Below are 21,350 nucleotides of genomic sequence, written 5' to 3' on the forward strand. Positions count from 1 at the left end.
ACCATCTAACTACCAACCTTTCTGCCTAATATGAGCAAACGCAAATGGCAACATCCTGAAATTCCTGCTGGTGAGTCCACAACAAAAGTGTGGCGCAGCGCTGGTGAACTCGAAGATACTTCTGGTCTCCGTCAGTGGTTAGAGCGTGAATTTCCACGTGCAGCTGAAACCATGATTGACGAAGAAGATCGTGAATCTTCACGTCGTGATTTCCTAAAAGTAATGGGGGCGTCAACAGCGCTCGCAGGTTTTGGTCTCGCGGCATGTCGTCGCCCTGAGACGCTTATCGTTCCTTACGTAAATGCTCCTGAGTGGGTGATTCCAGGTAAGCCGCTTTACTATGCATCCTCTATACCAGCAGCTGGTGGTGCAGTGCCAGCAGTGGTGACTAATTATCAAGGTCGCCCGACAAAGCTCGAGCCTAATCGTATTCATCCAGATAACGATGGTCACAGTGCATTTGATCAAGCATCTGTGCTCGATCTCTACAATCCCGCTCGGTCCCGTGACTTTTTGAACAAAGGGAATAAGATTTCCCGCGATGCAGCAGTGAAGCAGCTGGTGGAGTTTACTAAGTCTGGTAAAGTTGGTTTTGTCTTTGGTGAAGATGACTCCGCTACGCGCACAAGCCTTCGTAAACAGCTTTCGGCAAAGCTTCCAGAAGCTAAGTTTTACAGCTACGAGGCACTTGCTGGTGCTGGGCGTAAAGAGTCTAACGAGGCAATCTTCGGTTCTGGTGCTGAAGTAGTGGCAGATTATTCAAATGCATCCTGTATTCTTTCTATCGACTCCGATTTCCTCGAGCTTGATAAACAAGGTCCGGTAAAAGGTTTCTACGATCGCCGCCATGTCAATGGGCGCGACTATGATAAAGATGCTCTAAAAAATCAGAAAAATCTCAATCGCCTTTACATCGCTGAACCAACATACTCGCTCACAGGTGGTATGGCTGATCACCGTGCTCCAGTGGCGCCATCACAGGTGGGCCGCTTCCTTGCACAGGTTGCTAAAGCGCTCGGCGTGTCAGTGACTGTTCCTGGTGGTGAGTTCACAGGTGTGAAAGCAAAGTGGATTAACGAGTGTGCAAAAGATCTTCTTAAGAACCGTGGTGAAGCAGTGGTGCTTCTCGGTTCACGTTACGACAAAGAACTCCACGATCTCGCACATCTTATTAACCAGAAGCTTGGTTCATTCGGTAAGACTTTGAATCCAGTGAAGACTAACAAGGGTGGTCTCGGTTCAGCGAAACAACTCCTCGCAGATATCGATGGCGGTCAGCTCGATACAGTTATTCTTCTGACACCTGCGAACCCAGTGCTAGAAAATGCGTCAATCGCAGCTGCGCTCGATAAAGTAAAAACTGTGCAGCTCGGTCTTCGTGTGAACGCTACTGCAAATGCTGCAGACCTTCACATCCCTGCGGCGCATTACCTTGAAAGTTGGAGTGATTCTTACACATCAAGCGGTGTGTATACTATTGTTCAGCCAATGATTCTCCCTCTATACGGTGGTGTTTCCGAGCTTGAACTTCTCTCCGCAATTCTCGACGGCAAGTTTCATGATTCTAATGGATCAGAAACTTCCCCAGCATACACAGCCGTACGTAAAACTTTCGAAACTGAAGTAGCGAAAGCATCTGGCGCTAAAGCGACTCAGGCAGCTTGGATGAAGCTTCTTCGTGAAGGTTTCTTTAAGTCACGCTATCGCAAAGCTCGTGGTAAGTCTCCAGCTGTGCCAACACTTGCGGCGCAGCCTGAGCCAAGTGCGCAGAAGCTCGACATTGTTTATGCAACTGACGGTTCTGTTCTCGACGGTCGCTACATCGACAACGCATGGCTCCAAGAAGCTCCAGATCCAATCTCCAAAGTTTGTTGGGATAACGCTATTTACCTCGCGCCTGAGACTGCAAAAGATCTAGGCATTTACGAAGAGCTCGTAGAGCTCGAGAAGCAAGGTGCAGCTTGGTGGGGAGCGCTCGGTATCGAGAAAGATAGGATGCTCAAGAAGTCTGACGTGCCTGAAGAGGGCGAAGGTCCAAGCCTTTTCGCTCCAGTTGCCAAGATTTCTATCAACGGTAAGACTCTTGAAGCTCCAGTGATTGTAGCCTTCGGTATGGCTCAGAACGTGATTTCCATTTCCCTCGGTTATGGCCAAGGTTACGATGAAAACTTCGCAAGCGAGTTCAAGAAGGGTGGTATCGCATATAGTCAAGACGGTAAAAACAACGTTTCCGTTGTTGGTCTTAACACTGGTTTCAATGCTTATCCACTTCGTGGTGATGCGGATTATTTCGCACAGGGTGCAACAATCGCTCGTGTTGAAAATGGCGCAACATACAAGATGGCGCGTACACAAGAACATCATTCCATGTATGGTCGTGCGCTCGCTCGTGAAATCTCTACAGCAGAGGATAAGAAATACCACAAAGATTACGCAGCTCAGCTTAAAGGTGTTCAAAAGCAGGGGATGGATTCCCACGCTCCAATGAACATGAGCCTCTACAAGCCAGAGGATCGTAAAGGTACTCCACATCTTTCTGATAAGTCCCAACAATGGGCAATGACTATCGACCTTAACGTCTGTAATGGCTGTAACGCATGTCTCGTAGCATGTCAGGCTGAGAATAACATTCCAGTTGTTGGTAAAACACAGGTGGCAATGGGTCGTGAAATGCACTGGATCCGCATGGATCGTTACTTTGCAGCACCTGACGAGTATGCTGAAGGAACTGACTCTTGGGAAAAATCTCCCGAGATGATTCCGCAGCCAGTTGCATGTGTACAGTGTGAGTCTGCACCGTGTGAAACAGTTTGCCCCGTGAACGCGACAGTTCATACTGAAGACGGACTCAACTCCATGGCATACAACCGCTGTATCGGTACACGTTACTGCGCGAACAACTGCCCATACAAAGCGCGTCGCTTCAACTTCTTCGACTACAACAAGCGCAACCCGCTCATTCACAAAAACCTCTATAAAGGTCCAGCAGGTGTGAAGCAGGAAGGCGATTCCCAATCACTTCAGCGCAACCCGAACGTTTCTGTTCGTATGCGTGGTGTGATGGAAAAATGTACCTACTGTGTGCAGCGTCTTCAGTCTGCGAAGATTGATGCTAAGCGTCTCGCTAAGAAGGATGCTGTCGGCGCAGCTGGTGGTTCTACCACAGCAGAAATTACCGCTGAGAAACTGATGCCTAAGACTGACGGTGTGCGCGTAGCATGTCAGGACGCTTGTGGTGCTGGTGCGATTGTCTTCGGTAACCTTCTGGATCCGAAATCGATGATTCGCCGCATCAAGAATGCGAACAACGAGATTCTCAATGATCGTGCATACGACCTTCTCAACTACATCGGCACTCGCCCACGTACATCTTACCTCGCACGTGTGAAGAATCCTAACACGTCAATGCCTGGAGCTAAGACAGTCGGTAAAGCAACTGTCCACATGCACTAATCTGAGCGACCGAACTACTCTACCAAATCTAATCAAGAACACCTATCATGGCTGATTCAGCACCCGCAAACACTGAAGATAAGAACTTCAAGCTACCAGTTCTGGAGCGTGAAAAACTTATCCTTAACAACCGCTCCTACGCATGGATTACCGACCGTATCGCCGGTATCGTGGAGAAACCACAACCACTACTTTGGTGGATCCTCTTCATTCCATGTGCACTCATCGCACTTATTGGTGTAGGCGGTGGTCTTACTTACCTCGTCTCCACTGGTGTTGGTGTATGGGGTAACACGAACCGCACGATGTGGGGTTGGCCGATTGTTAACTTCGTTTTCTGGATTGGTATTGGTCACGCCGGTACATTGATCTCGGCGATTTTGTTCCTGACGCGTCAGAATTGGCGAACCTCGATTAACCGAGCGGCGGAAGCGATGACGATTTTCGCGGTTTGTTGTGCGGGTATTTTCCCTGCTTTCCACGTCGGTCGTGTTTGGATGGCTTGGTTCCTAGCTCCTATTCCTAACGCGAATGCTATTTGGCAGAACTTCAAATCACCACTTCTGTGGGACGTATTTGCGGTTTCTACTTACTTCACTATCTCTCTTATTTTCTGGTACATGGGCATGGTTCCTGATCTTGCAACCATCCGTGATCGTGCGAAACCAGGTATCCGCAAGTTCCTTTACGGAGTGTTCTCACTCGGATGGCGCGGCGGTAACCGCCAGTGGAGCCACTATGAGATGATGTACCTTCTTCTCGCGGCACTTTCTACTCCGCTCGTTCTTTCCGTGCACTCTATCGTTTCCTTTGACTTCGCGACATCTACTGTCCCGGGTTGGCACACGACAATCTTCCCGCCATACTTCGTGGCAGGTGCGATCTTCGGTGGGTTTGCAATGGTTATCACTATCATGGTTCCAGCTCGTTCTATCTACGGTCTACACGACGTGATCACAATGAAGCACATTGAAAACATGTGTAAGATCATTCTCGCGACCGGTACGATCGTTGGTTACGCCTACATCATGGAGCTCTTCGTGGCATACTATTCAGGTGCTAAATTCGAAATGGAGGCCTTCAAGCTTCGTATCACTGGTCCTTACTGGTGGGCGTACGTTTCCATGATGTTCTGTAACGTGATTGCACCACAGATCTTCTGGTTCAAGAAATGCCGCGAAAACCTCTGGATCGTAATGGGTACCTGTATGCTGGTAAACATTGGTATGTGGTTTGAGCGTTTCGTAATCATCGTGACCACTCTCCCACGTATGTGGCTCCCAGGTGACTGGAAGTACTACGAAGCGAGCCCTGTGGACATCATGACTTTCGTCGGAACTATCGGTATGTTCCTCACGCTCTTCCTGCTCTTTCTTCGGTTCCTTCCATGTATCAACATTGCTGAGGTCAAGTGGACACTGCTCGAAGCAGACGCTCACTACGACGATAAGAAGGCACATCCTGATAAAGGTATTGCAAGCGAGGCCGCTTACCAATACGAGCTCAACGAGAATCCAAACGTTGAGTGCTAATCCCAGCTAACACCATCCTTTAACATTTACCTAATCACAGAACAGTGAGTACATCAGTAAAACGCGTCTACGGCTACCTCGCCGAATTCGAAAGCGCATCAGCACTCTACAAAGGTGCAGAGAAGGTGCGTGATGCAGGATTCAAAAAGTGGGATTGCTATTCCTCTTACCCGATTCACGGATTGGATGATGCAATGGGCGTACGTCGTTCCATTCTTCCATACTTCGTATTCTTCGGCGGTTCGACCGGTCTTTTGACTGGTTTCAGCTTGGCCTTCATTACCCAGGTTTTGATCTACCCAACGGTGGTTCAGTCCAAGCCAGCAAACATCTTCACTACCGCGGCGTTCTTCCCGATCATGTTTGAGCTCACCATTCTCTTTTCTGGTTTCACAGTTCTGTTCTGTGTTCTCGGTCTGATGGGGCTTCCACGCCTGAACCATCCGCTTTTCGCAAGCCGCCAGTTTCACCGTGTGACTGACGACGGCTTCTTCATCGCTATAGAAGCCCGCGATCCAAACTTCTCAGCTGAAGAAACAAAGGCTCTGCTCGAAGAAGCAGGGGGCTCAAACATCGAACTCGTCGAGGAAGAAGACTAAACCATTATCCCTATTTAGACTCATGCGCTATTTCTTTATTGTTTACGCTCTTCTCGCTGTTCTTGTGATCAGCGTTGGTGGATTCCGCGGCGAAAAATTCAAGCACACGCCATTCCGTTTGTTCCCTGACATGGACGAACAGGATCGCATCGATCCACAGGAGGCATCTGATTTCTTCCACGATGGCCTAGGTGCACGCCAGCCAGTGGCTGAAACTCTTCCACAAGGATTTGAACCTGCTGATCTCGCAGATGCATCTAGCAAGTCATTCACTAACAACAACGACTACTACCACACAGGTCTCCTCAACGATGAAGTGTTCGGTAATGGTCTTCCAGTGGACGAGCTCGGCCTCAACGAGGAAAACCTTCCAGCTTTCATTAAGCGCGGCAAGGTGGTTTTCAACGCAAATTGTGCTGTCTGTCACGGCATTTCCGGAAACGGCAAAGGTGTGGCAGCTGGTTACGGCATCCCAGGTGTTGCTAACCTTCAAAGTACAGTACTTCCTGACGGTGCAATCTATGACATCATTGTTAACGGCCGTGGCGGCATGTCTGCATTCGGTTACCAAGTAGACGTGAAAGACCGCTGGGCCATTGTTGCCTACCTTCGTGCACTTCAGTATTCTCGCGAGGTTCCCCTCGACCAAGTCAAAGACGCTTTCGATGCAGGAATCGCTGCACAAGCTAAGTAATTTTCATCTAACTTAATCATTTCCTAACATTCACTAGTCCCATGGCACATCACGTCACATCACAGGACATCCCAGCAAACGGCGAACAAATCGCTAAGAAAGACCTTGGTCTTCTTAAGATGGTTTCTCTTATCGTATTTGCTGTTGGAGCCGTAGCATCCTTCTTCCTCTTTCAGAGCGAAAAATGGGGGAGCGGCTACGCTTACTCATGGCTCTTCGCCTTCATCTTTTTCATTACCCTCGCATTGGGTGGTGTTTTTTGGACGACCTTACACCATGTAACTAACTCAGGTTGGGGGGTCAGCATCCGCCGCATCATGGAGAACCTAGGTTTTGTTTTCCCATTCATGGCTGTAATCGCCATTCCACTGATGATTCCATCTGTTCAAGATGATCTGTACGAGTGGATGAACCGTCATCGTTACGTACAGCAAACTGTAGAAGCTGTTGATGCTGTCATTGATGGGGAAAAAGTTGGTTACAATGCTAAGACTATTCCTGGAACAGAAGATATTGATCCAAATGCTCCTGGTGGCGCGTACACTTCTCCTAAAGTGAAGCAACTCAAAGCGACTCACGATGCGCACGATCATCTTCTGATTAACAAGCATTGGTATATGACCCTTGAGAACTGGCTTGTTCGTGTGATTTGTTTCTTCGTCATCCTTGGTGCTGGTATTTGGGGTCTTCGTAAGATCTCTATCGATCAAGATTCTGATCCGAATCCGACAACTCGTCGTTTGATCCTTGCTCGTAAGCTTTCTTGCGCAGTGATGCCATTCTTTGCGGTTATTGCGACTTTCATTGCTTTCGACTTCATGATGGGGACTGACTATAAGTGGTTCTCTACAATGTACGGTGTTTGGTTCTTTGCGGGTTGCGCTCTTAACTCCATGGCGATCCTCATCCTTACGCTCACATGGCTTCGTTCTAAAGGATATCTCACGACGGTGACCTCTAAGGAGCACTACCACATCATGGGTAAGCTGATGCACGCATTTGTGATCTTCTGGGCATACGTCTCCTTCTCACAGTTCATGCTTATCTGGTATGCGAATATCACGGAAGAAACTACTTACTTCCTTCTTCGTAACTCTTCTGATGGCTCTACAAACTGGAACCTTTGGAGCACACTCCTCGTGTTCCTTCACTTCGCACTTCCGTTCGTGATTCTTCTTCCACACTACATGAAAAAGACTGTGAAGTTCGTCGTTCCAATCTGTATTTACCTTCTCGTGATGCATGTTCTCGATCTCTACATCGCGGTGATACCTGAGCGTGGACCTTCACTCTCTGTAATGAATAAATTTGTAGGACACGAGGGTGAACTCCTTCTCACCGCGCCGTACGCTGCCTACCTCGGTGACATTGTCGCATTCCTCACAGTTGGAGCATTTTTCACCTTTATCTTCTTACGCAACCTCGGTAGTGCAAATACCTACCCGAACCGCGATCCACGCATCCTCGAGTCTGCAAATCTTCACAACTAATTCCGACTCTACTCACTTTTCCAATCAACCGATCATTCACTCATGGAACCTAATCTCAGAGACACACCGCTGCGCCGCTTCAACACCTTTTGGTGGGGGCTAGCTCTCTTCGCGGCGTTCGCGCTTGCCGCAGTTGTTGTTAAGAATTTCGTCGCTGACGATGTTGTAGATTATGAAACTGAAGTTGCTAAGCCACGCGTGGATACTAAGCGCAAGGTAGACGCTGAGCAGGCAGCTGACCTTAACACCTACAAAGAAGTGGGTGACAACAAGGTGCAGGTGAAGCCTGATGACGTTTTCGGTCTCGGTAAAGAAATCGGACTTCTCGATGGTCCTAAGCCATCTGAAATGAAGCACAATCGTACTTTCGGACAAGAGCCAGTAGCTGAAGACGCTGCTGCGCAAGAGGAAGCAGCTGAAGAGTCTGCAGAAAAAGAAGAGCCTGCTGCAGCTGACAAAGCTGCAGAGGAAACTCCAGCTAAACAATAATTTCTAAAGAAATAGATCTATGGCATCAGAAATCACAAGCCAGCAAGTGGAAGACAAGAAGTTGAGAGCTCAGATTGACCGCTCACTTCGTCATCCAGTGATGTTTTTCTTCACAAGCGGTGCAGCCTGGTTGGCTGTAGCTCTCATCCTCGGGGTGATTGCTTCCGCAAAATACTACGCACCAGGTTTCCTCGGTGAGTGTTCTTTCCTCAATGCTGGACGCGTAATGAACGCGCACATGGCTGCATTCATCTACGGATGGGGTGCTCAGTCGGCATTCGGTGTGATTATTTGGCTCATGGCGCGTCTTTCTCGCCAAGAATCTAAGAAGGCAGGAGTGATTCTCACTATCGGCCACGTTTGGAACTTCATTATTTCAATCGGTTTGTTCGGTATCCTTCTTGGTCAAGGTACTGGAAAGCCATGGATGTACTTCCCAAACTGGGTGTTCCCAGTGTTGGTTGCTTGTTACTTCGGTATCGGTATTTGGTCTGTAATTTCTTTCCGCGTACGCCGCGGTGGTCACGTCTATGTGTCCCAGTGGTACCTTCTCGCAGCACTCTTCTGGTTCCCGTGGGTGATGCTTTCAGGTTACTTCTTCATTGATGCATTTGCAGCAGAAGGTAATGCAGTAATGGCTGCAGGTATTAATGCTTGGTTCCGCTCAGCGCTGTTCTTCCTTTTCTTTACACCAGTTGCAATTGCTGCAGCTTACTACATCACACCTAAGGTGACTGGCCGCCCAGTGTACTCATACAAGCTTGCGCTTCTTGGATTCTGGGGGCTTGCAATCGTCGGGCCTTGGGCTGGTATGCAGAAAGTCATGGGCGCTCCGCTTCCAGCATTCCTCCAGTTCTTCGGAGCAGGCGCTGCAGTACTGGTGATTATTCCAGCGCTCTGTGTAGCTGTGAACATTCTCAAAACGACTTCTGGTAGATCATCTACTGTGGCTCACTCACCATCACTCCGATTCACCATCGCAGGTATTATTGGTCTTCTTGCAACGACTGTTGCCGGTGGTGCGCTCGCATTGCCAGACGCGCTCCGCTTTACGCAATTCGCATTCGGCGGAACCTACGGTTATGAAGTCCTCGGCCTCTACGGCTTCTTCTCCATGAGTATGTTTGGAGCGATCTACTTCATCGTACCACGTGTGACGAACCGCGAGTGGATAGCTGGTAGTTTGATTCGCCAACACTTCTGGCTTTCACTCTACGGAGTTGTATTCATTGCTCTTTTCTGCTGTATCCTCGGTGCATTCATGCACGGTTACAGCCTTGAGACACTGACTGTGCCAAATGAATCAGCTCAAGCGCGTGTATTTCCATACGCAGTGGGCGTGACAGTAGGGTGGGGCTTCGTTGCTCTGGCAAACGTCTTCTTCTGCTTCCACCTTCTTCTCATGTGGCTACGTCTCGGTCGTCGCAGCAGCCATCCAACACTTCTCGAACACGAGGAGCCATCACTTCCAGCAGCTTAATCCATTTTCCTATCTAACTTACGCTTTCCGAAATCATGACTGTTAAAACATTCTTCATCGGCCTCGCTGCCAGCTTCGCGCTCCCATGGCTCGTTGTTGTAGCTGTCCCGTACGCCTCCATGCGTAATGTCGAGATTCCACAATTCGACGAAGTGGATGATGGCAAGACTGGCTATTATGCACCAGTGAAGGCTGGCCGCACTCAAAACGGTTCCGAAATTTATGGAGCAGAAGGTTGTGCTCAGTGTCACAGCCAGCTTTCACGCCCTACATACGCAGGAAATGACCTTGGTCGTCCTGATCTTGCAGGTATTCAGAAAGACCCAAACCTAGGTGACACTCGCCGTGAGTCCAACCTTTGGGACTACGCAGGTGAAGAGTTTGCCTGGATTGGTGAAACTCGTATCGGCCCAGACCTCGGTAACTACGGTCGTCGTATCGAGATCCAAGCAGCTGAAGAAAATGCAAAGATCGCTGCAGAGCTCGGCGTAAAAGTAGAAGAGCTCACTGTGGATCAGAAATTTAACAAAGAGAAGGCTGTTTTTGCTCAGCTTTACAATGCGCGCCTTGCGAAACCGAATTCAGTTTGTCCTTCCAATAAGCACATGTTCGACGAGCAACCAGTGTTCGGTCAAGGATATGAAAATGCTCTGGAAGGTCCCAATGGTGAGCAAGTCGTTGCTAAGCCAAAAGCACTTGCGCTGACTTCCTACCTTCTCAACATGAAGCGTGATTCCGAAGTGCCTTACGCAATGAACCACGCCCGCTCTAAGAAAAAAGCATCCGCTAAGTAAAGAATATCAAGCTGCATGTTACAAAGAGCTTGCAGCTAACTCAATTTTCACTCACCAACCGCACCATTCCGATGTCAACTGATCAAGTACCAGTAGATCCAACAAAGCCGGATCTTGAAGAATCCACAAACGTTGCACAAGCGCACGAAGAAGTGACGCGCAGTGCAGCAGCGGCTTCCCGTGAACAACAACTCCGTGAAAACGGTCTCGAGCCAGTATCTATCTGGATCATGATCGCCGGCTTTATCGTCGCTGTAGTTGGTGGTTCGGTGCTGCTAGATTCAGAAAATCTCTTCGACTACGACGCCTTTACTAAGGAAGGTTACGTTCGTGCTGAATTTGAATCAGGTGGTTCGACCATCCCAACAGCGCTCGCAGCAGACGCGTACATGAAGCGCGGTTCCGCTCTTTATAAGAACTGTGCTTCTTGTCACGGAACTGGAGGAGCAGGTGTAGCAGGTGTTTACCCTCCACTTGCAGGATCTGAGTGGGTTACTGGGTCCGCTAAGTCACCAGCTCTTGTAATGATTCACGGTGTTTCCGGACCTATTGAAGTTAAGGGCACTGGATACAATGGCGCGATGCCTCCAATGGCTGATGGCTGGAGCGACTACGACATTGCGGCACTTTCTTACTATCTTCAAAATAGCTTTGGCAACAAAGTCGGTGAAATTATCTCACCTGAACAAGTTGCTGAGATTCGTGCCATTTCTAAGGAATACGGCAAGAAACCATTCAGTGCAGGCGATCTCGCTCAGCACCGCGATGCGAAGTTCGAAGCCCCAGCTCTTACCCCTGAAACTCTGCTTAACATCAAGACTGGAGAAGTCGTTGACGCAGACCAGTAATTCATCTAGACCCACGCAACCTTTCACAATTAGTGACGTAAAATTATGAGTGACCACGACCACGATCACCACAACCCAAGTTTCATACAGAAATATATCTTTTCCACTGATCATAAGGTCATTGGTATTCAGTACGGTCTTACAGCTTTGCTGTTCCTACTGTTTGGTTTCTTCCTCATGATGGTGATGCGTTGGAGCATTGCCTATCCTAACGAGCCGCTTCCAGAATGGTTGAGCTGGGTATTCACGGATACCTGGAAAGGCCGCTGGCTCACTGATGGAAAAGTGACTGGTGAAACTTATAACATGTTCGGCGCGATGCATGGTACGATCATGGTTTTCCTCGGTGTTGTACCACTTGGCTTCGGTGCTTTTGGTAACTACGTTACACCACTTCAGGTAGGTGCTGTTGATATGGCATTTCCTAAACTGAACATGATGTCCTACTGGATCTACCTCGTTGGAGGACTCATGATGTGTGGTTCATTCTTCCTCGAATCTGGTACAGCGAAGTCAGGTTGGACAAACTATCCACCGCTTGCATCGATTGCAGATTCACAACATCCAAACCAGTTCTTCACTGGTCAGACTCAGTGGTTGCTCGGTCTTGTGCTATTGATTTCTTCGTCCCTATTAGGTTCAGTTAACGTGATTACAACCATTATTAACCTTCGCGCGAAGGGGATGACTTGGATGCGTATGCCATTCCTTGTATGGGCAATGCTTGTAACTGCATTCCTCCTACTCCTTGCATTCCCGCCGCTCGAAGTTGCTGGTATCATGCAGGTTGTTGACCGTTTCTTCGGTTCCTCATTCTTCCAGCCATCTGGTCTCTACACTTCTGCAACTGGAGTGATCGAGCAAGCTGGTGGTGGTTCACCGCTTCTGTTCCAGCACTTGTTCTGGTTCCTTGGTCACCCAGAAGTATACGTACTTCTTCTTCCATCGATTGCTGCGGTTGCTGAGATCATCCCAGTGAATACACGTAAACCACTTTGGGGCTATAAGTCTATGGTGTATGCGGTGTTGGTACTTGGTTTCCTTTCCTTCATCGTATGGGCTCACCACATGTACATCACTGGAATGGGATCTAGCATCTCTACCTTCTTCCAGATCACTACTGTTCTGATCTCCGTACCGTCTGTGGTTCTCATTACCTCACTGATCATCTCACTCTGGGGCGGCTCCATTCGCTTCACTATGCCGATGATCTGGGCATGTGCATTCCTTCCAATGTTCGGTATCGGTGGTCTCACCGGTCTTCCGCTCGCATTCAACCTTGTTGGTCTCCACCTTCACGATACCTACTATGTGATTGGTCACTTCCATTATGTGGTTGCACCTGGTATTCTCTTCGGTCTCTTCGCTGGTATCTATCACTGGTACCCTAAGATGTTCGGTCGCCACATGAATACCTTCCTTGGTCACCTTCACTTCTGGCCATCGCTGATCGCGATCAACTTCGTATTCTTCCCAATGCTTATGCAGGGTATGGCTGGTTTCCACCGCCGTTGGTACAATGGAGGTGACGCTTATGTTGTAGATGCAGATTCGTCTAACGTTTTCGGACAAATTGTTCGTGATAACATCGATCTCAACTATACCATGTCCATCGCTGTATTCGTACTCGCAGCAGCTCAGCTTCCATTTATCATCAACCTCTTCACATCTTGGTTCGCTGGTAAGAAAGCCACTGATAACCCATGGGATGCAACAACTCTCGAATGGGCGACTCCAACGCCTCCAGGACACGGCAACTTCGAATTCGACGTAGCTGTCTACCGCGGTCCTTACGAGTACTCTCGTCCAGACCGTGAAGAAGATTTCTACACCCAGTGGGAAGAGCCTAAGAAGGTAGCTTCTAAATCTAACGACGAGGCCAAGGCTTAATTAGCTAGCAGACTTCAAAATAATCTAACGACTCTATTTCAAAATGGAAATTCCTTATATCGTTAACCCACGCAAGGACACCGGTCTTAATAACTCTAAGATCGCGATCTGGCTGTTCCTCGCTTCAGAGGTCATGCTCTTCGGTGGCCTGTTCTCATCCTACATCTTCCTCCGTGTATTCGCGGATTACCCATGGCCTGAGCGTGTGCTTCCAGTCCTTCCGGGTTTGATTAACACCTTCATTCTGATCGCTTCCTCAGTGACAGTGGTATTTGCTTGGGCCGGTCTCAAGCTCCGCAAGTGGGGTATGTTTGTCGGAAACATGTCATTCACTATCCTCTGTGCTGCAATCTTCATGGTCTTCAAGGCCAAGGAATACAAAGGTAAGTTCGAGCACCACGGCACCCAGACCAATGATTACGCATGGGTTGAAGGTCACCTTGAATATGAAAAGGGAGACCCGACTCACGGTAATGTTTATGCGGTAGAAGCGGATTCAATCAATTTCAAGATCGAGAGTGCTGCTCCAAATTACGTGGCTGAAATTCTCGCTCAAAGCTCTGAAGCTCCAACGCTTAAAGAAGCGTATCAAGTACGCGAAATCACTGGTGGGAAATTCACTCAGAAGGTTCTTTACCCAGTAGGCACACCACTTTCAACAGAGGTGCTGGATACAGCAGCAGCTGAATTCATCAAGGCGCGTACTCATAACCAAGAGCTCCGTACCAAGCTTCTTAAGGATGCTTGGATTGAGGTTCGCTCTGGTAAATTCCCTGAGCTCAAGGGGCTTAAGGATTACGATTCAAAAGTGAAATCGACTGTTGCAGACGTCCACACACAGCTTGTCAAGCAAGCGGAAGAGAACAACGAGTTCCTTCTCGCTAATGGCAACATGATATTCGACGCCAAAGGTTCAGAGCTTAAACTCGACACTGGCTGGGGACGTATTTCTAATTCCCAAGAAGGTGAATCCACTAACGTGTCTCTTCTGGATGGAACTGTGATCAGTGGTACAGCTGGTGATTCAGCACTTGTATATCACTATGTCGATGCGATCGACTTCCGTCACCTTGTGATGAAAGCTGAGAGCAAAGGTCTCGACGCTGATGCTTTAATTGAGAAATCTCCAATTCTTCACCTCCATGGTGAGGGTGGTGACAAGATCCGCAAACTTTGGGAAACTCATAAAGTTTGGCGTGGGTATCTCGCTGAGCACCTTAAGGAGAAGAAAGATATGCTCACAGGCGAGGGGCGCACACCGACAGAAATCGACATGTACCGTGTCACTTGGCAGCAAATGTACGGTTACGCTCAACTCGATTACAATATCACTGCTGAGAACTGGATGCAGGTTAAAGATGATCACAAGCCTCATATGATCTATGATGTGATCGGCATGACAGACGAGCATAAAGCAACATTCCCGCATCACGTGCATGTTGACCGACCTGACGTTCGCTTCGACTCTGTATTCTCACCTAAGATGAATAACTACTATGCGATCTACTTCACGATCACAGGGCTTCACGGTCTTCACGTGATCGGTGGTGCAATCGTTCTCGGTTACTACCTCTTCTTCGGTCGTAAAATGTATCTTAGCAATCCAGATTGGCTTGCGAACCGAGTGGAAGTTGGCGGTCTCTTCTGGCACTTTGTTGACCTCGTCTGGATTCTCGTATTCCCAGTATTCTACCTCATGTAATTTTAAACTAGCTCACTAACATTTAACCACTATTCAAAATGGCAGATTCTCCTGAAGAAATTAAATCACACTTCAAAGTCTACGGACTCGTTGGAGCAGGTCTCTTCGTCGGAACTGTAGTTACTGTTCTAGTTGCTACTGTAGAAGCTCTCGACATTGGCGGTCACGGATTCGACGTCTGGGATATGATTCTCGGTCTCGCAATCGCAATGACCAAGATGTTCTTCGTTGGCTATATTTTCATGCACCTTAACCATGAGAAAAAAGGGATCTACTGGATCTTCTTTGGGTCACTTGTATTTGCAGCAGTTCTCATCTGGCTTTTCGGATGGGCATTCCATGATCCAATCACTTTTGACGGATTGATGCCTGCAGGTTATGGTGATGCTAATCCATCTCACTAAACTCTAAGTAACCAGAACCATGTCTCTTAAAGGATTCCATATCGTATTCATCACAGTAGTCACACTCTTCTTCGCTCTCGTAGCGGGTTGGGCATTTACCGGTGGTGTTTCTCAAGATGCATCTTTTTGGAAGAATGTGGGCTGGGTTTGTGCAGTAGTCGCACTAATCACACCAGTATATGGCGTCTACTTTATCAAAAAAGCTAAGAAACTGTATAGTTAACTAAGAAAGGAAAAGAAATGATTAGCAACCTAAATATCGCTTGTACAACCTGTGCTAATGCCTTCGAGAAGGCTGGAGACAACGCTGCAGGCTATGCTATTCTATTCATGCTCTGCCTACTCATTCCAATTCTCGGAACACTAGGTTTTGTCATCTTCCGTATTGCACGCCGTTCAAAGGCAAATTTCGATCCACAATTTCAGGACCCGTACGAGGCCTAAACACATTTTCTAACTACTTGCTCTAACACACACTATGTTCAGCAACCATACACTCGCTTCACTCTTCTCTCCATCTGATTGGCTTGGCCTTCCTGAAAACTATTCCGCACACGGTGACCAAGTCGGTCACATGATGGATGTTATCACTTGGTTCATGCTTGCGCTCTTCGTTGGTTGGACGATCTTTTTCTTTGTCTGTCTCTTTAAATTTCATCAGAAGAAAAACAAGAAGGCTCAATATCACGGTGTGAAGAACCACGTTTCCACTCACCTTGAGGTTGGTGTGATCATTATTGAAGCAGTTCTCCTTCTTGGTTTCGCGCTTCCTCTCTGGGCTGACCGTACAGATTCTTACGACAAGGTTGTTGAAGAAAACCCGGTACGTGTTCGTGCGATTGGTTACCAGTTCGGCTGGAAGTACCACTACGCTGGCAACGACGGCAAGTTCGGCTTCATCGATCGCGATCTTGTAAGTACCCAAGGCGATGCATGTATCGACCCTAACGATCCAAACGGATTTGATGACTTTATCGCTTCGACTCTCAAGCTTCCAGTTGACCGTCCAGCTATCGTTCAGACGACTTCCACTGACGTGATCCACAACTTCTCTATCATCCCAATGCGTATACAGCAGGATGCGATCCCAGGCAAAGACATCCCAATGTGGTTCACTCCACTCAAAGAGCTCGAGACTTCTGTAGTCTGTGGTCAGCTCTGTGGTGAAGGTCACGCTGACATGATCGGCACCATGGTTGTCGAGTCTCAGAAATCATTCACTAAGTGGGCGAACGATATGTCCGTCTCAGCTTACGAAGAAAACAAAGCGGCCTATGACGAGAGACAAGCAGCAGCCGCTGAATCGGCTCCGATAACTCACTAGAAACTAGATTTCTTAATCACATTTTCAAAATGCCCACAGTCCAAGGCTGTGGGCATTTTTGTTTCTGAGCGATCGGATAAGGTTTTACATTTTACGAGCACAAGTAAATGCTGCTGGCATGTCTGAGATTTACGACTCTTTGAAATCCCTTTTGTTGGAAAAGTCAGTACGTACTGGTGAATTTACCCTCGCGTCTGGAGCCAAGTCTGACCTTTATATCGACTGTCGCGTGACAGCACTTGATTCAGTCGGCGCACGCTTGGTCGGTCAATTGGGTTGGAAGGTAGTACGCGAGCGAATCCAATCTGAAGGTCTTGAGATTGATGCGATTGGTGGCATGACCATGGGTGCAGATCCGATCTCCCTAGCTGTTGGAATGACTTCTGCTATGGAGAATCCCGACGAAATGATTCAAGTCTTCAATATCCGTAAAGAGCCTAAAGGACATGGACGTGGAAAGCAGATCGAAGGGAATTTTAAAGAAGGCGACCAAGTCGTAGTTGTTGACGATGTGATTACTACGGGTGGTTCCACAATCAAAGCGATTGAAGCAATCGAGCGTGCAGGTGGTACTGTGAAGTTCGCACTTGTACTTGTGGATCGTGAAGAAGGAGGTCGCGCAGCGATCGAAGCTCGCGGTATTCCCGTGGTTTCGCTTTACAGCCGCAGTACGCTACTCGGCGAATAAATATTAAAATTACCGAGAAACAAAAAAGCTCTGACGGTGTGAACAGTCAGAGCTTTTTCGCTGAAATTTTGTGACGTCTTACTGATTTAAGGAGAGTGTCTCAAGCTCAGACTCTTTGTTGAGCTTAGCCGCTGGTTGCTTTTCTTCTAATTGTGCAGTCTCAGGAGTTGATTCATGAGATTGATAGCTAGCTACATCAATTGTGTGGAAATAGGCAGCTGCGAGCCAGATCCCTAGCGTTGCGAGTGAAGCGGAAAGAAAGAGTTTAATCTTCATGAGAGTGAGGTGGCTAGGCGAAGCTGTTAAGAGTTCTTTAGTATATGCTCAGTAAATCTAGCAGAAGTAAAGCTAGAAATAGCGAGCAGGAGCGGCCGAGGGATATGACTGCAGAAGAATCTTTGTCAAGCCAGATAAGTCAGCTATTTATGAGCTTTTGCTAACGTTGTATTCCTAGCACTGAAGGGCCGCTGGCATTACCGTAACGATCAACAGCGGTGACAGCGATAGCGTCTGGTCGTCCTTTGAGAGTGATACTCGCTTGAGCTGTGACTGCGACAGAGCTCCAAGATTTGCCATAGCGTGCTTGGACTGCATAGCGTTGGACGCCTGAAACGCGACCAATACTTACGCTAGTGTTCCCACCCGAAGACTTGGCTGCAATTTTAGGTGCAGAGGGCGCTTTTTTAGAGATCCAAGTCATTGGAGGAACCAAAGCGGGAACTGAGTAGAGGCCTTTTTCGAGGCTGCTGGAGATGCCGCCACGGTTTTGCATGAGTGATTTCATAGACCAATGGAGGGCTCCAGCCCAGTTGCGGCCGACGCTGCGTGAGAGTTTGACCTGATTGACAATTTCTGAGGCGGGACGGCCAGGGTCATCTGAGCTCTGAATTCTTGCAGTGGCTATGCCTGGCCAGACTGGGCGTGTTCCTTGTTGTCTCCACCAAGTCAGCAGAGCTGTGTAAGATTGTTTGCGAGGTGAGATGCGCCAGTAGAGCTGCGGCGAAAGGTAGTCACACCAACCATTTTTGAGCCATTTCCGCGAATCAGCGCAGAGGTGTTCATAGGCATCAATTCCCGCTTCGATTCCGCTTGGAACGCCTGGTCGCCAAATGCCAAAAGGGCTGATGCCGACTCGCACCCATGGCTTCTTTGATTTGATTGAGCGGTACATATCTTTGACAAAGCCATCGACATAAGCGCGACGTTGGGCTGAGGATTTACCGTCAGGAAAATCGGGTGAGGGGCGGCCACCAACGAGGGTGGGATAGGGGTAAAAGTAGTCATCAATGTGTACGCCATCAATGTCATAGCGATTGACGACATCCATAATGACAGCGAGAGCTCGCTTCTGGGTGAAGCTATCGGCCGGGTTAAGCCATTTATAGTTTTTGTAAGTTTTGGTGTGTTGTGGGTGGGTGCGGCTCACATGGTTGCTCGAGGTCGGCAATGACTTATTAGGGAGCGCTCGGAATGGATTGAACCACGCGTGAACTTCGATGCCTCTGGCATGGGCTTGCTCGATACAGTACTGGAGCGGGTCGTAGCCTGGGGATTTCCCCATGGTCCCGGTGAGCCAATGACTCCATGGTTCTAGTCTGGATTGATAAAGGGCGTCTGCATTTGGACGGACTTGGAAGATGATGGCGTTAAGGTTGAGCTGTTGAGCTTTATTTAAAAGAGCCAAGAGTTCGGATTTCTGAGTCGAAGCACTAAGGCCTTGGCGGCTCGGCCAGTCGATGTTGTAGACAGTGGCTACCCATGCACCACGGAATTCGCGGGGGAAGGCCGGAGGGCGCTCGCCACTGGGAACATAGGATTGCGCATTGAGAGTGCTGACAATTACGAGAAGAAAAAAGAGAGTACGGATCACGCAATGATGACTAACAGGAAACTCCCCACTTCGCACTGAAAATTCTACCGATAATGAAGAATTCCATCAGCGATAGCGCTTGCTGTAAGAGAGTGATACCACGAGCGTTTACAGTTCTGGCGTTCAGCCCAATTACTAATATAGCCACATTCTACGAGAACTGCAGTGCAGTTGGTTTTGGTAAGTACTGCGTAGCGATCACCGAGACGGATTCTGCGGTTTTTGGCATTTAAGCGCTCTAGCATGCTAGAGTGAATCGCATTTGCCAGTTGTTTGCCCTTACTGCTTGCGTAAAATGTTTCAACTCCGTGGACGTATGTGTGCGTGCTGGCATTGAAGTGAATACTTATGAAAATGGTGTCACGGTAGCGATTTGAAAGTTCGGCACGGCGGCTGAGTGAGACAAATTGGTCGGAGTCTCGCGTGAGTGTGACTTCAAGGTCATTCGCTCGGAGAATGTTCGCGAGCTTTTTCGCGACTTTGAGGTTGATGTCAGATTCTTTAACACCACCCCAGTAGGCTCCTTTATCTTTTCCTCCATGGCCTGGATCGATCACTACATGCTTAAAGCTACCTGCATGAAGCATGCTGCAGCTCAGAGCGATGAAGGAGACTATGCGAAGGAAGTTCATAAATTTGAATCTAACTACTAGAATTTTTTATAAAAACCTAGCGTTTGTCAAATTTATTTTAAAACTTCGAATTATTAAGAATTATTTATAAAAATATTTTATAAAGTGGAATTGTTACAATTCCATGAGCATTTCGAAGTCAGAAAGTAACTCAATGTCACTGCTTGCAACAAGAGAAAGAGGATCAATGAGGTCACTGAAGCTATCGTCTGTCGGAATAGTATCAGCGAGGGCATTAAGGCCTTGATCTGCAGAAATGGTTTCAGTCTGAGCTACAGGAGGGGCATATGGAACTTCAGTGGGCTGAGTACTGATTATTAGAGCGACACAAGCTGCTGCGGTTGTGAGGGTTCCGATAACAGGGGCTGGGCTGAGAAGCTTCTTCCACCAAGGTTTAGAGAGTTGCTCTTCTTGGCGTACGTCTCGCATGACATTACGCGAAAACAAAGGGCTAGCTTTTTGCTCAGAGGCATTTTCTAGCAATTTCCAGACTGGGTCGTTGTTTTCGTTTGTGTTCATGTCTTGTGGTGGCTTCAGTGGGTTGAACTTGCGAGCTAGGTAAAAGTTGCGAGAAAGTTACAAATTTTTTAAGGGAAAATCAGACTCCGCGTTTGGCGCCCCAGAGTTGGATGTGCAGTCGGTCGGAGAAACGGTAACCGTGATCGCGACATAGGTCTGCGAGCCATAAGCGGCGTCGGTGCAATGTTTTCTCGTCGCGGCCTTCGGGCATGAGAAGAATACGTTCTCGAGGGATTGTATATTTCAATTCGATTTCCTGCATCTCGGCGAGGTCGGTCGGGTCTTGGATGACGAACTTGAACCAGGTTTTTGGCGACTGCGCGAACCATTGCATGGCTTTTGGGTTGTCGCGGAGTTTGGCTGGATTGCCGGAATTACTGAGCTTTGTGGAGACGTTGAATTGGTCAATGGCTTCTGCCATTTCCGAATTAGGAAGTTGGGTGCCATTAGTTTCGATTTCGAAGCGATAGCTTGGATCACTGCTGCGGAGGAAATTGATGAGGGCGAGCCAAGCGTCTTGCTGTAGGAGGGGTTCACCGCCCGTGAGGATCAGGTTTTTACAAGGGAAATGCTGAACTTGAGCAGCCACCTCTTCGATCGGGCATTCGAGGATGTAGTCTGACTTTTTGAATTTTTTATAGCCTTCGACTTGGTCATTTTCGTGTGGCCACGGGGTTCCTTCCCAGTTCCAAGTATAGTCGGTATCACACCAGGTACAGTGGAGGTTGCAGAGTGAGGAGCGAATGAAGATGGAGGGCACACCCATGCTGACGCCCTCGCCTTGGAGGGTGTGGAAAATTTCTGGTTTGCCGTTGAGGACGGCGAGTTTGAGAGTGGCTGTGGACATGACGCGTTGCTGGCAAGGTGGCAGTTTTAGGAAGGGTGTGCAAGTGCTGGAAGAGGAGAATAAAAAAGCCACAGCTGGTGAGGCTGTGGCTGTAT

21 protein-coding genes are annotated in these 21,350 nt (G+C 48.3%); 16 read left to right on the forward strand and 5 right to left on the reverse strand.

What is annotated here, in order from left to right; genetic code table 11:
* The first annotated feature begins 30 nt into the window (after positions 1 to 30).
* The 16 genes from ACFPK9_RS11455 (at position 31) to pyrE (ending at position 17,387) form a co-directional block, all read left to right on the forward strand.
* Positions 31 to 3,453, forward strand: a complete 3,423-nt coding sequence (locus ACFPK9_RS11455) for a TAT-variant-translocated molybdopterin oxidoreductase (protein ID WP_377095032.1) — start codon at positions 31 to 33, stop codon at positions 3,451 to 3,453.
* A gap of 47 nt (positions 3,454 to 3,500) precedes the next feature.
* Positions 3,501 to 4,985: an NrfD/PsrC family molybdoenzyme membrane anchor subunit gene (nrfD, locus tag ACFPK9_RS11460; protein ID WP_377095033.1), complete on the forward strand. Its 1,485-nt coding sequence runs from the start codon at positions 3,501 to 3,503 to the stop codon at positions 4,983 to 4,985.
* Between the two features lie 44 nt (positions 4,986 to 5,029).
* A complete protein-coding gene (locus tag ACFPK9_RS11465; protein ID WP_377095034.1) occupies positions 5,030 to 5,584 on the forward strand; it encodes a DUF3341 domain-containing protein in 555 nt (184 codons plus the stop codon).
* Between the two features lie 22 nt (positions 5,585 to 5,606).
* Complete coding sequence (locus ACFPK9_RS11470; protein ID WP_377095035.1) at positions 5,607 to 6,278, forward strand: c-type cytochrome; 672 nt, start codon at positions 5,607 to 5,609, stop codon at positions 6,276 to 6,278.
* 41 nt (positions 6,279 to 6,319) lie between these two features.
* On the forward strand, positions 6,320 to 7,768 hold the full coding sequence (locus ACFPK9_RS11475) for a hypothetical protein (protein WP_377095036.1): 1,449 nt from the start codon (positions 6,320 to 6,322) through the stop codon (positions 7,766 to 7,768).
* Between the two features lie 42 nt (positions 7,769 to 7,810).
* Positions 7,811 to 8,257: a hypothetical protein gene (locus ACFPK9_RS11480; protein WP_377095037.1), complete on the forward strand. Its 447-nt coding sequence runs from the start codon at positions 7,811 to 7,813 to the stop codon at positions 8,255 to 8,257.
* Positions 8,258 to 8,276: 19 nt separating this feature from the next.
* Positions 8,277 to 9,737 (forward strand): cbb3-type cytochrome c oxidase subunit I, encoded by a 1,461-nt coding sequence (locus tag ACFPK9_RS11485; RefSeq protein ID WP_377095038.1) that lies wholly within the window; start codon positions 8,277 to 8,279, stop codon positions 9,735 to 9,737.
* 35 nt (positions 9,738 to 9,772) lie between these two features.
* Positions 9,773 to 10,531, forward strand: coding sequence for a hypothetical protein (locus tag ACFPK9_RS11490; RefSeq protein WP_377095039.1), 759 nt, complete (start codon positions 9,773 to 9,775; stop codon positions 10,529 to 10,531).
* A gap of 71 nt (positions 10,532 to 10,602) precedes the next feature.
* Positions 10,603 to 11,379: a c-type cytochrome gene (locus tag ACFPK9_RS11495; protein WP_377095040.1), complete on the forward strand. Its 777-nt coding sequence runs from the start codon at positions 10,603 to 10,605 to the stop codon at positions 11,377 to 11,379.
* Between the two features lie 45 nt (positions 11,380 to 11,424).
* Entirely contained in the window at positions 11,425 to 13,269 is a 1,845-nt protein-coding gene (locus tag ACFPK9_RS11500; protein ID WP_377095042.1) for a cytochrome c oxidase subunit I, read from the forward strand.
* 43 nt (positions 13,270 to 13,312) lie between these two features.
* Positions 13,313 to 14,971, forward strand: a complete 1,659-nt coding sequence (locus tag ACFPK9_RS11505) for a cytochrome c oxidase subunit 3 (protein WP_377095043.1) — start codon at positions 13,313 to 13,315, stop codon at positions 14,969 to 14,971.
* A 38-nt stretch (positions 14,972 to 15,009) separates the two neighbouring features.
* Positions 15,010 to 15,375: a cytochrome C oxidase subunit IV family protein gene (locus ACFPK9_RS11510; protein WP_377095044.1), complete on the forward strand. Its 366-nt coding sequence runs from the start codon at positions 15,010 to 15,012 to the stop codon at positions 15,373 to 15,375.
* 19 nt (positions 15,376 to 15,394) lie between these two features.
* On the forward strand, positions 15,395 to 15,598 hold the full coding sequence (locus ACFPK9_RS11515; RefSeq protein WP_377095045.1) for a hypothetical protein: 204 nt from the start codon (positions 15,395 to 15,397) through the stop codon (positions 15,596 to 15,598).
* Between the two features lie 17 nt (positions 15,599 to 15,615).
* A complete protein-coding gene (locus ACFPK9_RS11520) occupies positions 15,616 to 15,819 on the forward strand; it encodes a hypothetical protein (protein ID WP_377095046.1) in 204 nt (67 codons plus the stop codon).
* A gap of 34 nt (positions 15,820 to 15,853) precedes the next feature.
* Complete coding sequence (locus ACFPK9_RS11525) at positions 15,854 to 16,699, forward strand: cytochrome c oxidase subunit II (protein WP_377095047.1); 846 nt, start codon at positions 15,854 to 15,856, stop codon at positions 16,697 to 16,699.
* Between the two features lie 118 nt (positions 16,700 to 16,817).
* On the forward strand, positions 16,818 to 17,387 hold the full coding sequence (gene pyrE, locus ACFPK9_RS11530) for an orotate phosphoribosyltransferase (RefSeq protein WP_377095048.1): 570 nt from the start codon (positions 16,818 to 16,820) through the stop codon (positions 17,385 to 17,387).
* A gap of 78 nt (positions 17,388 to 17,465) precedes the next feature.
* Here pyrE and ACFPK9_RS11535 read toward each other — a convergent pair whose 3' ends face one another.
* The 5 genes from ACFPK9_RS11535 to ACFPK9_RS11555 form a co-directional block, all read right to left on the reverse strand.
* Positions 17,466 to 17,663, reverse strand: a complete 198-nt coding sequence (locus tag ACFPK9_RS11535; protein WP_377095049.1) for a hypothetical protein — start codon at positions 17,661 to 17,663, stop codon at positions 17,466 to 17,468.
* 160 nt (positions 17,664 to 17,823) lie between these two features.
* On the reverse strand, positions 17,824 to 19,257 hold the full coding sequence (locus ACFPK9_RS11540) for a glycoside hydrolase family 10-like protein (protein WP_377095050.1): 1,434 nt from the start codon (positions 19,255 to 19,257) through the stop codon (positions 17,824 to 17,826).
* Positions 19,258 to 19,301: 44 nt separating this feature from the next.
* The gene (locus tag ACFPK9_RS11545; protein ID WP_377095051.1) at positions 19,302 to 19,889 is read right to left on the reverse strand and encodes an N-acetylmuramoyl-L-alanine amidase; all 588 of its coding nucleotides are present in this window, start codon (positions 19,887 to 19,889) and stop codon (positions 19,302 to 19,304) included.
* A gap of 114 nt (positions 19,890 to 20,003) precedes the next feature.
* Positions 20,004 to 20,408, reverse strand: coding sequence for a hypothetical protein (locus ACFPK9_RS11550; protein WP_377095052.1), 405 nt, complete (start codon positions 20,406 to 20,408; stop codon positions 20,004 to 20,006).
* Positions 20,409 to 20,487: 79 nt separating this feature from the next.
* Entirely contained in the window at positions 20,488 to 21,255 is a 768-nt protein-coding gene (locus ACFPK9_RS11555) for a 7-carboxy-7-deazaguanine synthase QueE (protein WP_377095053.1), read from the reverse strand.
* Between the last annotated feature and the right edge of the window lie 95 nt (positions 21,256 to 21,350).

It is taken from the genome of Rubritalea spongiae (genome assembly GCF_042652385.1).
GTDB lineage: Bacteria > Verrucomicrobiota > Verrucomicrobiia > Verrucomicrobiales > Akkermansiaceae > Rubritalea > Rubritalea spongiae.

What these genes read in the sequence shown, in the direction of transcription:
- ACFPK9_RS11455 (WP_377095032.1), top strand. Translation starts at nt 31, where the DNA reads ATGAGCAAACGCAAATGGCAACATCCTGAAATTCCTGCTGGTGAGTCC.
- nrfD (WP_377095033.1), top strand. Translation starts at nt 3,501, where the DNA reads ATGGCTGATTCAGCACCCGCAAACACTGAAGATAAGAACTTCAAGCTA.
- ACFPK9_RS11470 (WP_377095035.1), top strand. Translation starts at nt 5,607, where the DNA reads ATGCGCTATTTCTTTATTGTTTACGCTCTTCTCGCTGTTCTTGTGATC.
- ACFPK9_RS11475 (WP_377095036.1), top strand. Translation starts at nt 6,320, where the DNA reads ATGGCACATCACGTCACATCACAGGACATCCCAGCAAACGGCGAACAA.
- ACFPK9_RS11480 (WP_377095037.1), top strand. Translation starts at nt 7,811, where the DNA reads ATGGAACCTAATCTCAGAGACACACCGCTGCGCCGCTTCAACACCTTT.
- ACFPK9_RS11485 (WP_377095038.1), top strand. Translation starts at nt 8,277, where the DNA reads ATGGCATCAGAAATCACAAGCCAGCAAGTGGAAGACAAGAAGTTGAGA.
- ACFPK9_RS11490 (WP_377095039.1), top strand. Translation starts at nt 9,773, where the DNA reads ATGACTGTTAAAACATTCTTCATCGGCCTCGCTGCCAGCTTCGCGCTC.
- ACFPK9_RS11495 (WP_377095040.1), top strand. Translation starts at nt 10,603, where the DNA reads ATGTCAACTGATCAAGTACCAGTAGATCCAACAAAGCCGGATCTTGAA.
- ACFPK9_RS11500 (WP_377095042.1), top strand. Translation starts at nt 11,425, where the DNA reads ATGAGTGACCACGACCACGATCACCACAACCCAAGTTTCATACAGAAA.
- ACFPK9_RS11505 (WP_377095043.1), top strand. Translation starts at nt 13,313, where the DNA reads ATGGAAATTCCTTATATCGTTAACCCACGCAAGGACACCGGTCTTAAT.
- ACFPK9_RS11510 (WP_377095044.1), top strand. Translation starts at nt 15,010, where the DNA reads ATGGCAGATTCTCCTGAAGAAATTAAATCACACTTCAAAGTCTACGGA.
- ACFPK9_RS11515 (WP_377095045.1), top strand. Translation starts at nt 15,395, where the DNA reads ATGTCTCTTAAAGGATTCCATATCGTATTCATCACAGTAGTCACACTC.
- ACFPK9_RS11520 (WP_377095046.1), top strand. Translation starts at nt 15,616, where the DNA reads ATGATTAGCAACCTAAATATCGCTTGTACAACCTGTGCTAATGCCTTC.
- ACFPK9_RS11525 (WP_377095047.1), top strand. Translation starts at nt 15,854, where the DNA reads ATGTTCAGCAACCATACACTCGCTTCACTCTTCTCTCCATCTGATTGG.
- pyrE (WP_377095048.1), top strand. Translation starts at nt 16,818, where the DNA reads ATGTCTGAGATTTACGACTCTTTGAAATCCCTTTTGTTGGAAAAGTCA.
- ACFPK9_RS11535 (WP_377095049.1), bottom strand. Translation starts at nt 17,663, where the DNA reads ATGAAGATTAAACTCTTTCTTTCCGCTTCACTCGCAACGCTAGGGATC.
- ACFPK9_RS11545 (WP_377095051.1), bottom strand. Translation starts at nt 19,889, where the DNA reads ATGAACTTCCTTCGCATAGTCTCCTTCATCGCTCTGAGCTGCAGCATG.
- ACFPK9_RS11550 (WP_377095052.1), bottom strand. Translation starts at nt 20,408, where the DNA reads ATGAACACAAACGAAAACAACGACCCAGTCTGGAAATTGCTAGAAAAT.
- ACFPK9_RS11555 (WP_377095053.1), bottom strand. Translation starts at nt 21,255, where the DNA reads ATGTCCACAGCCACTCTCAAACTCGCCGTCCTCAACGGCAAACCAGAA.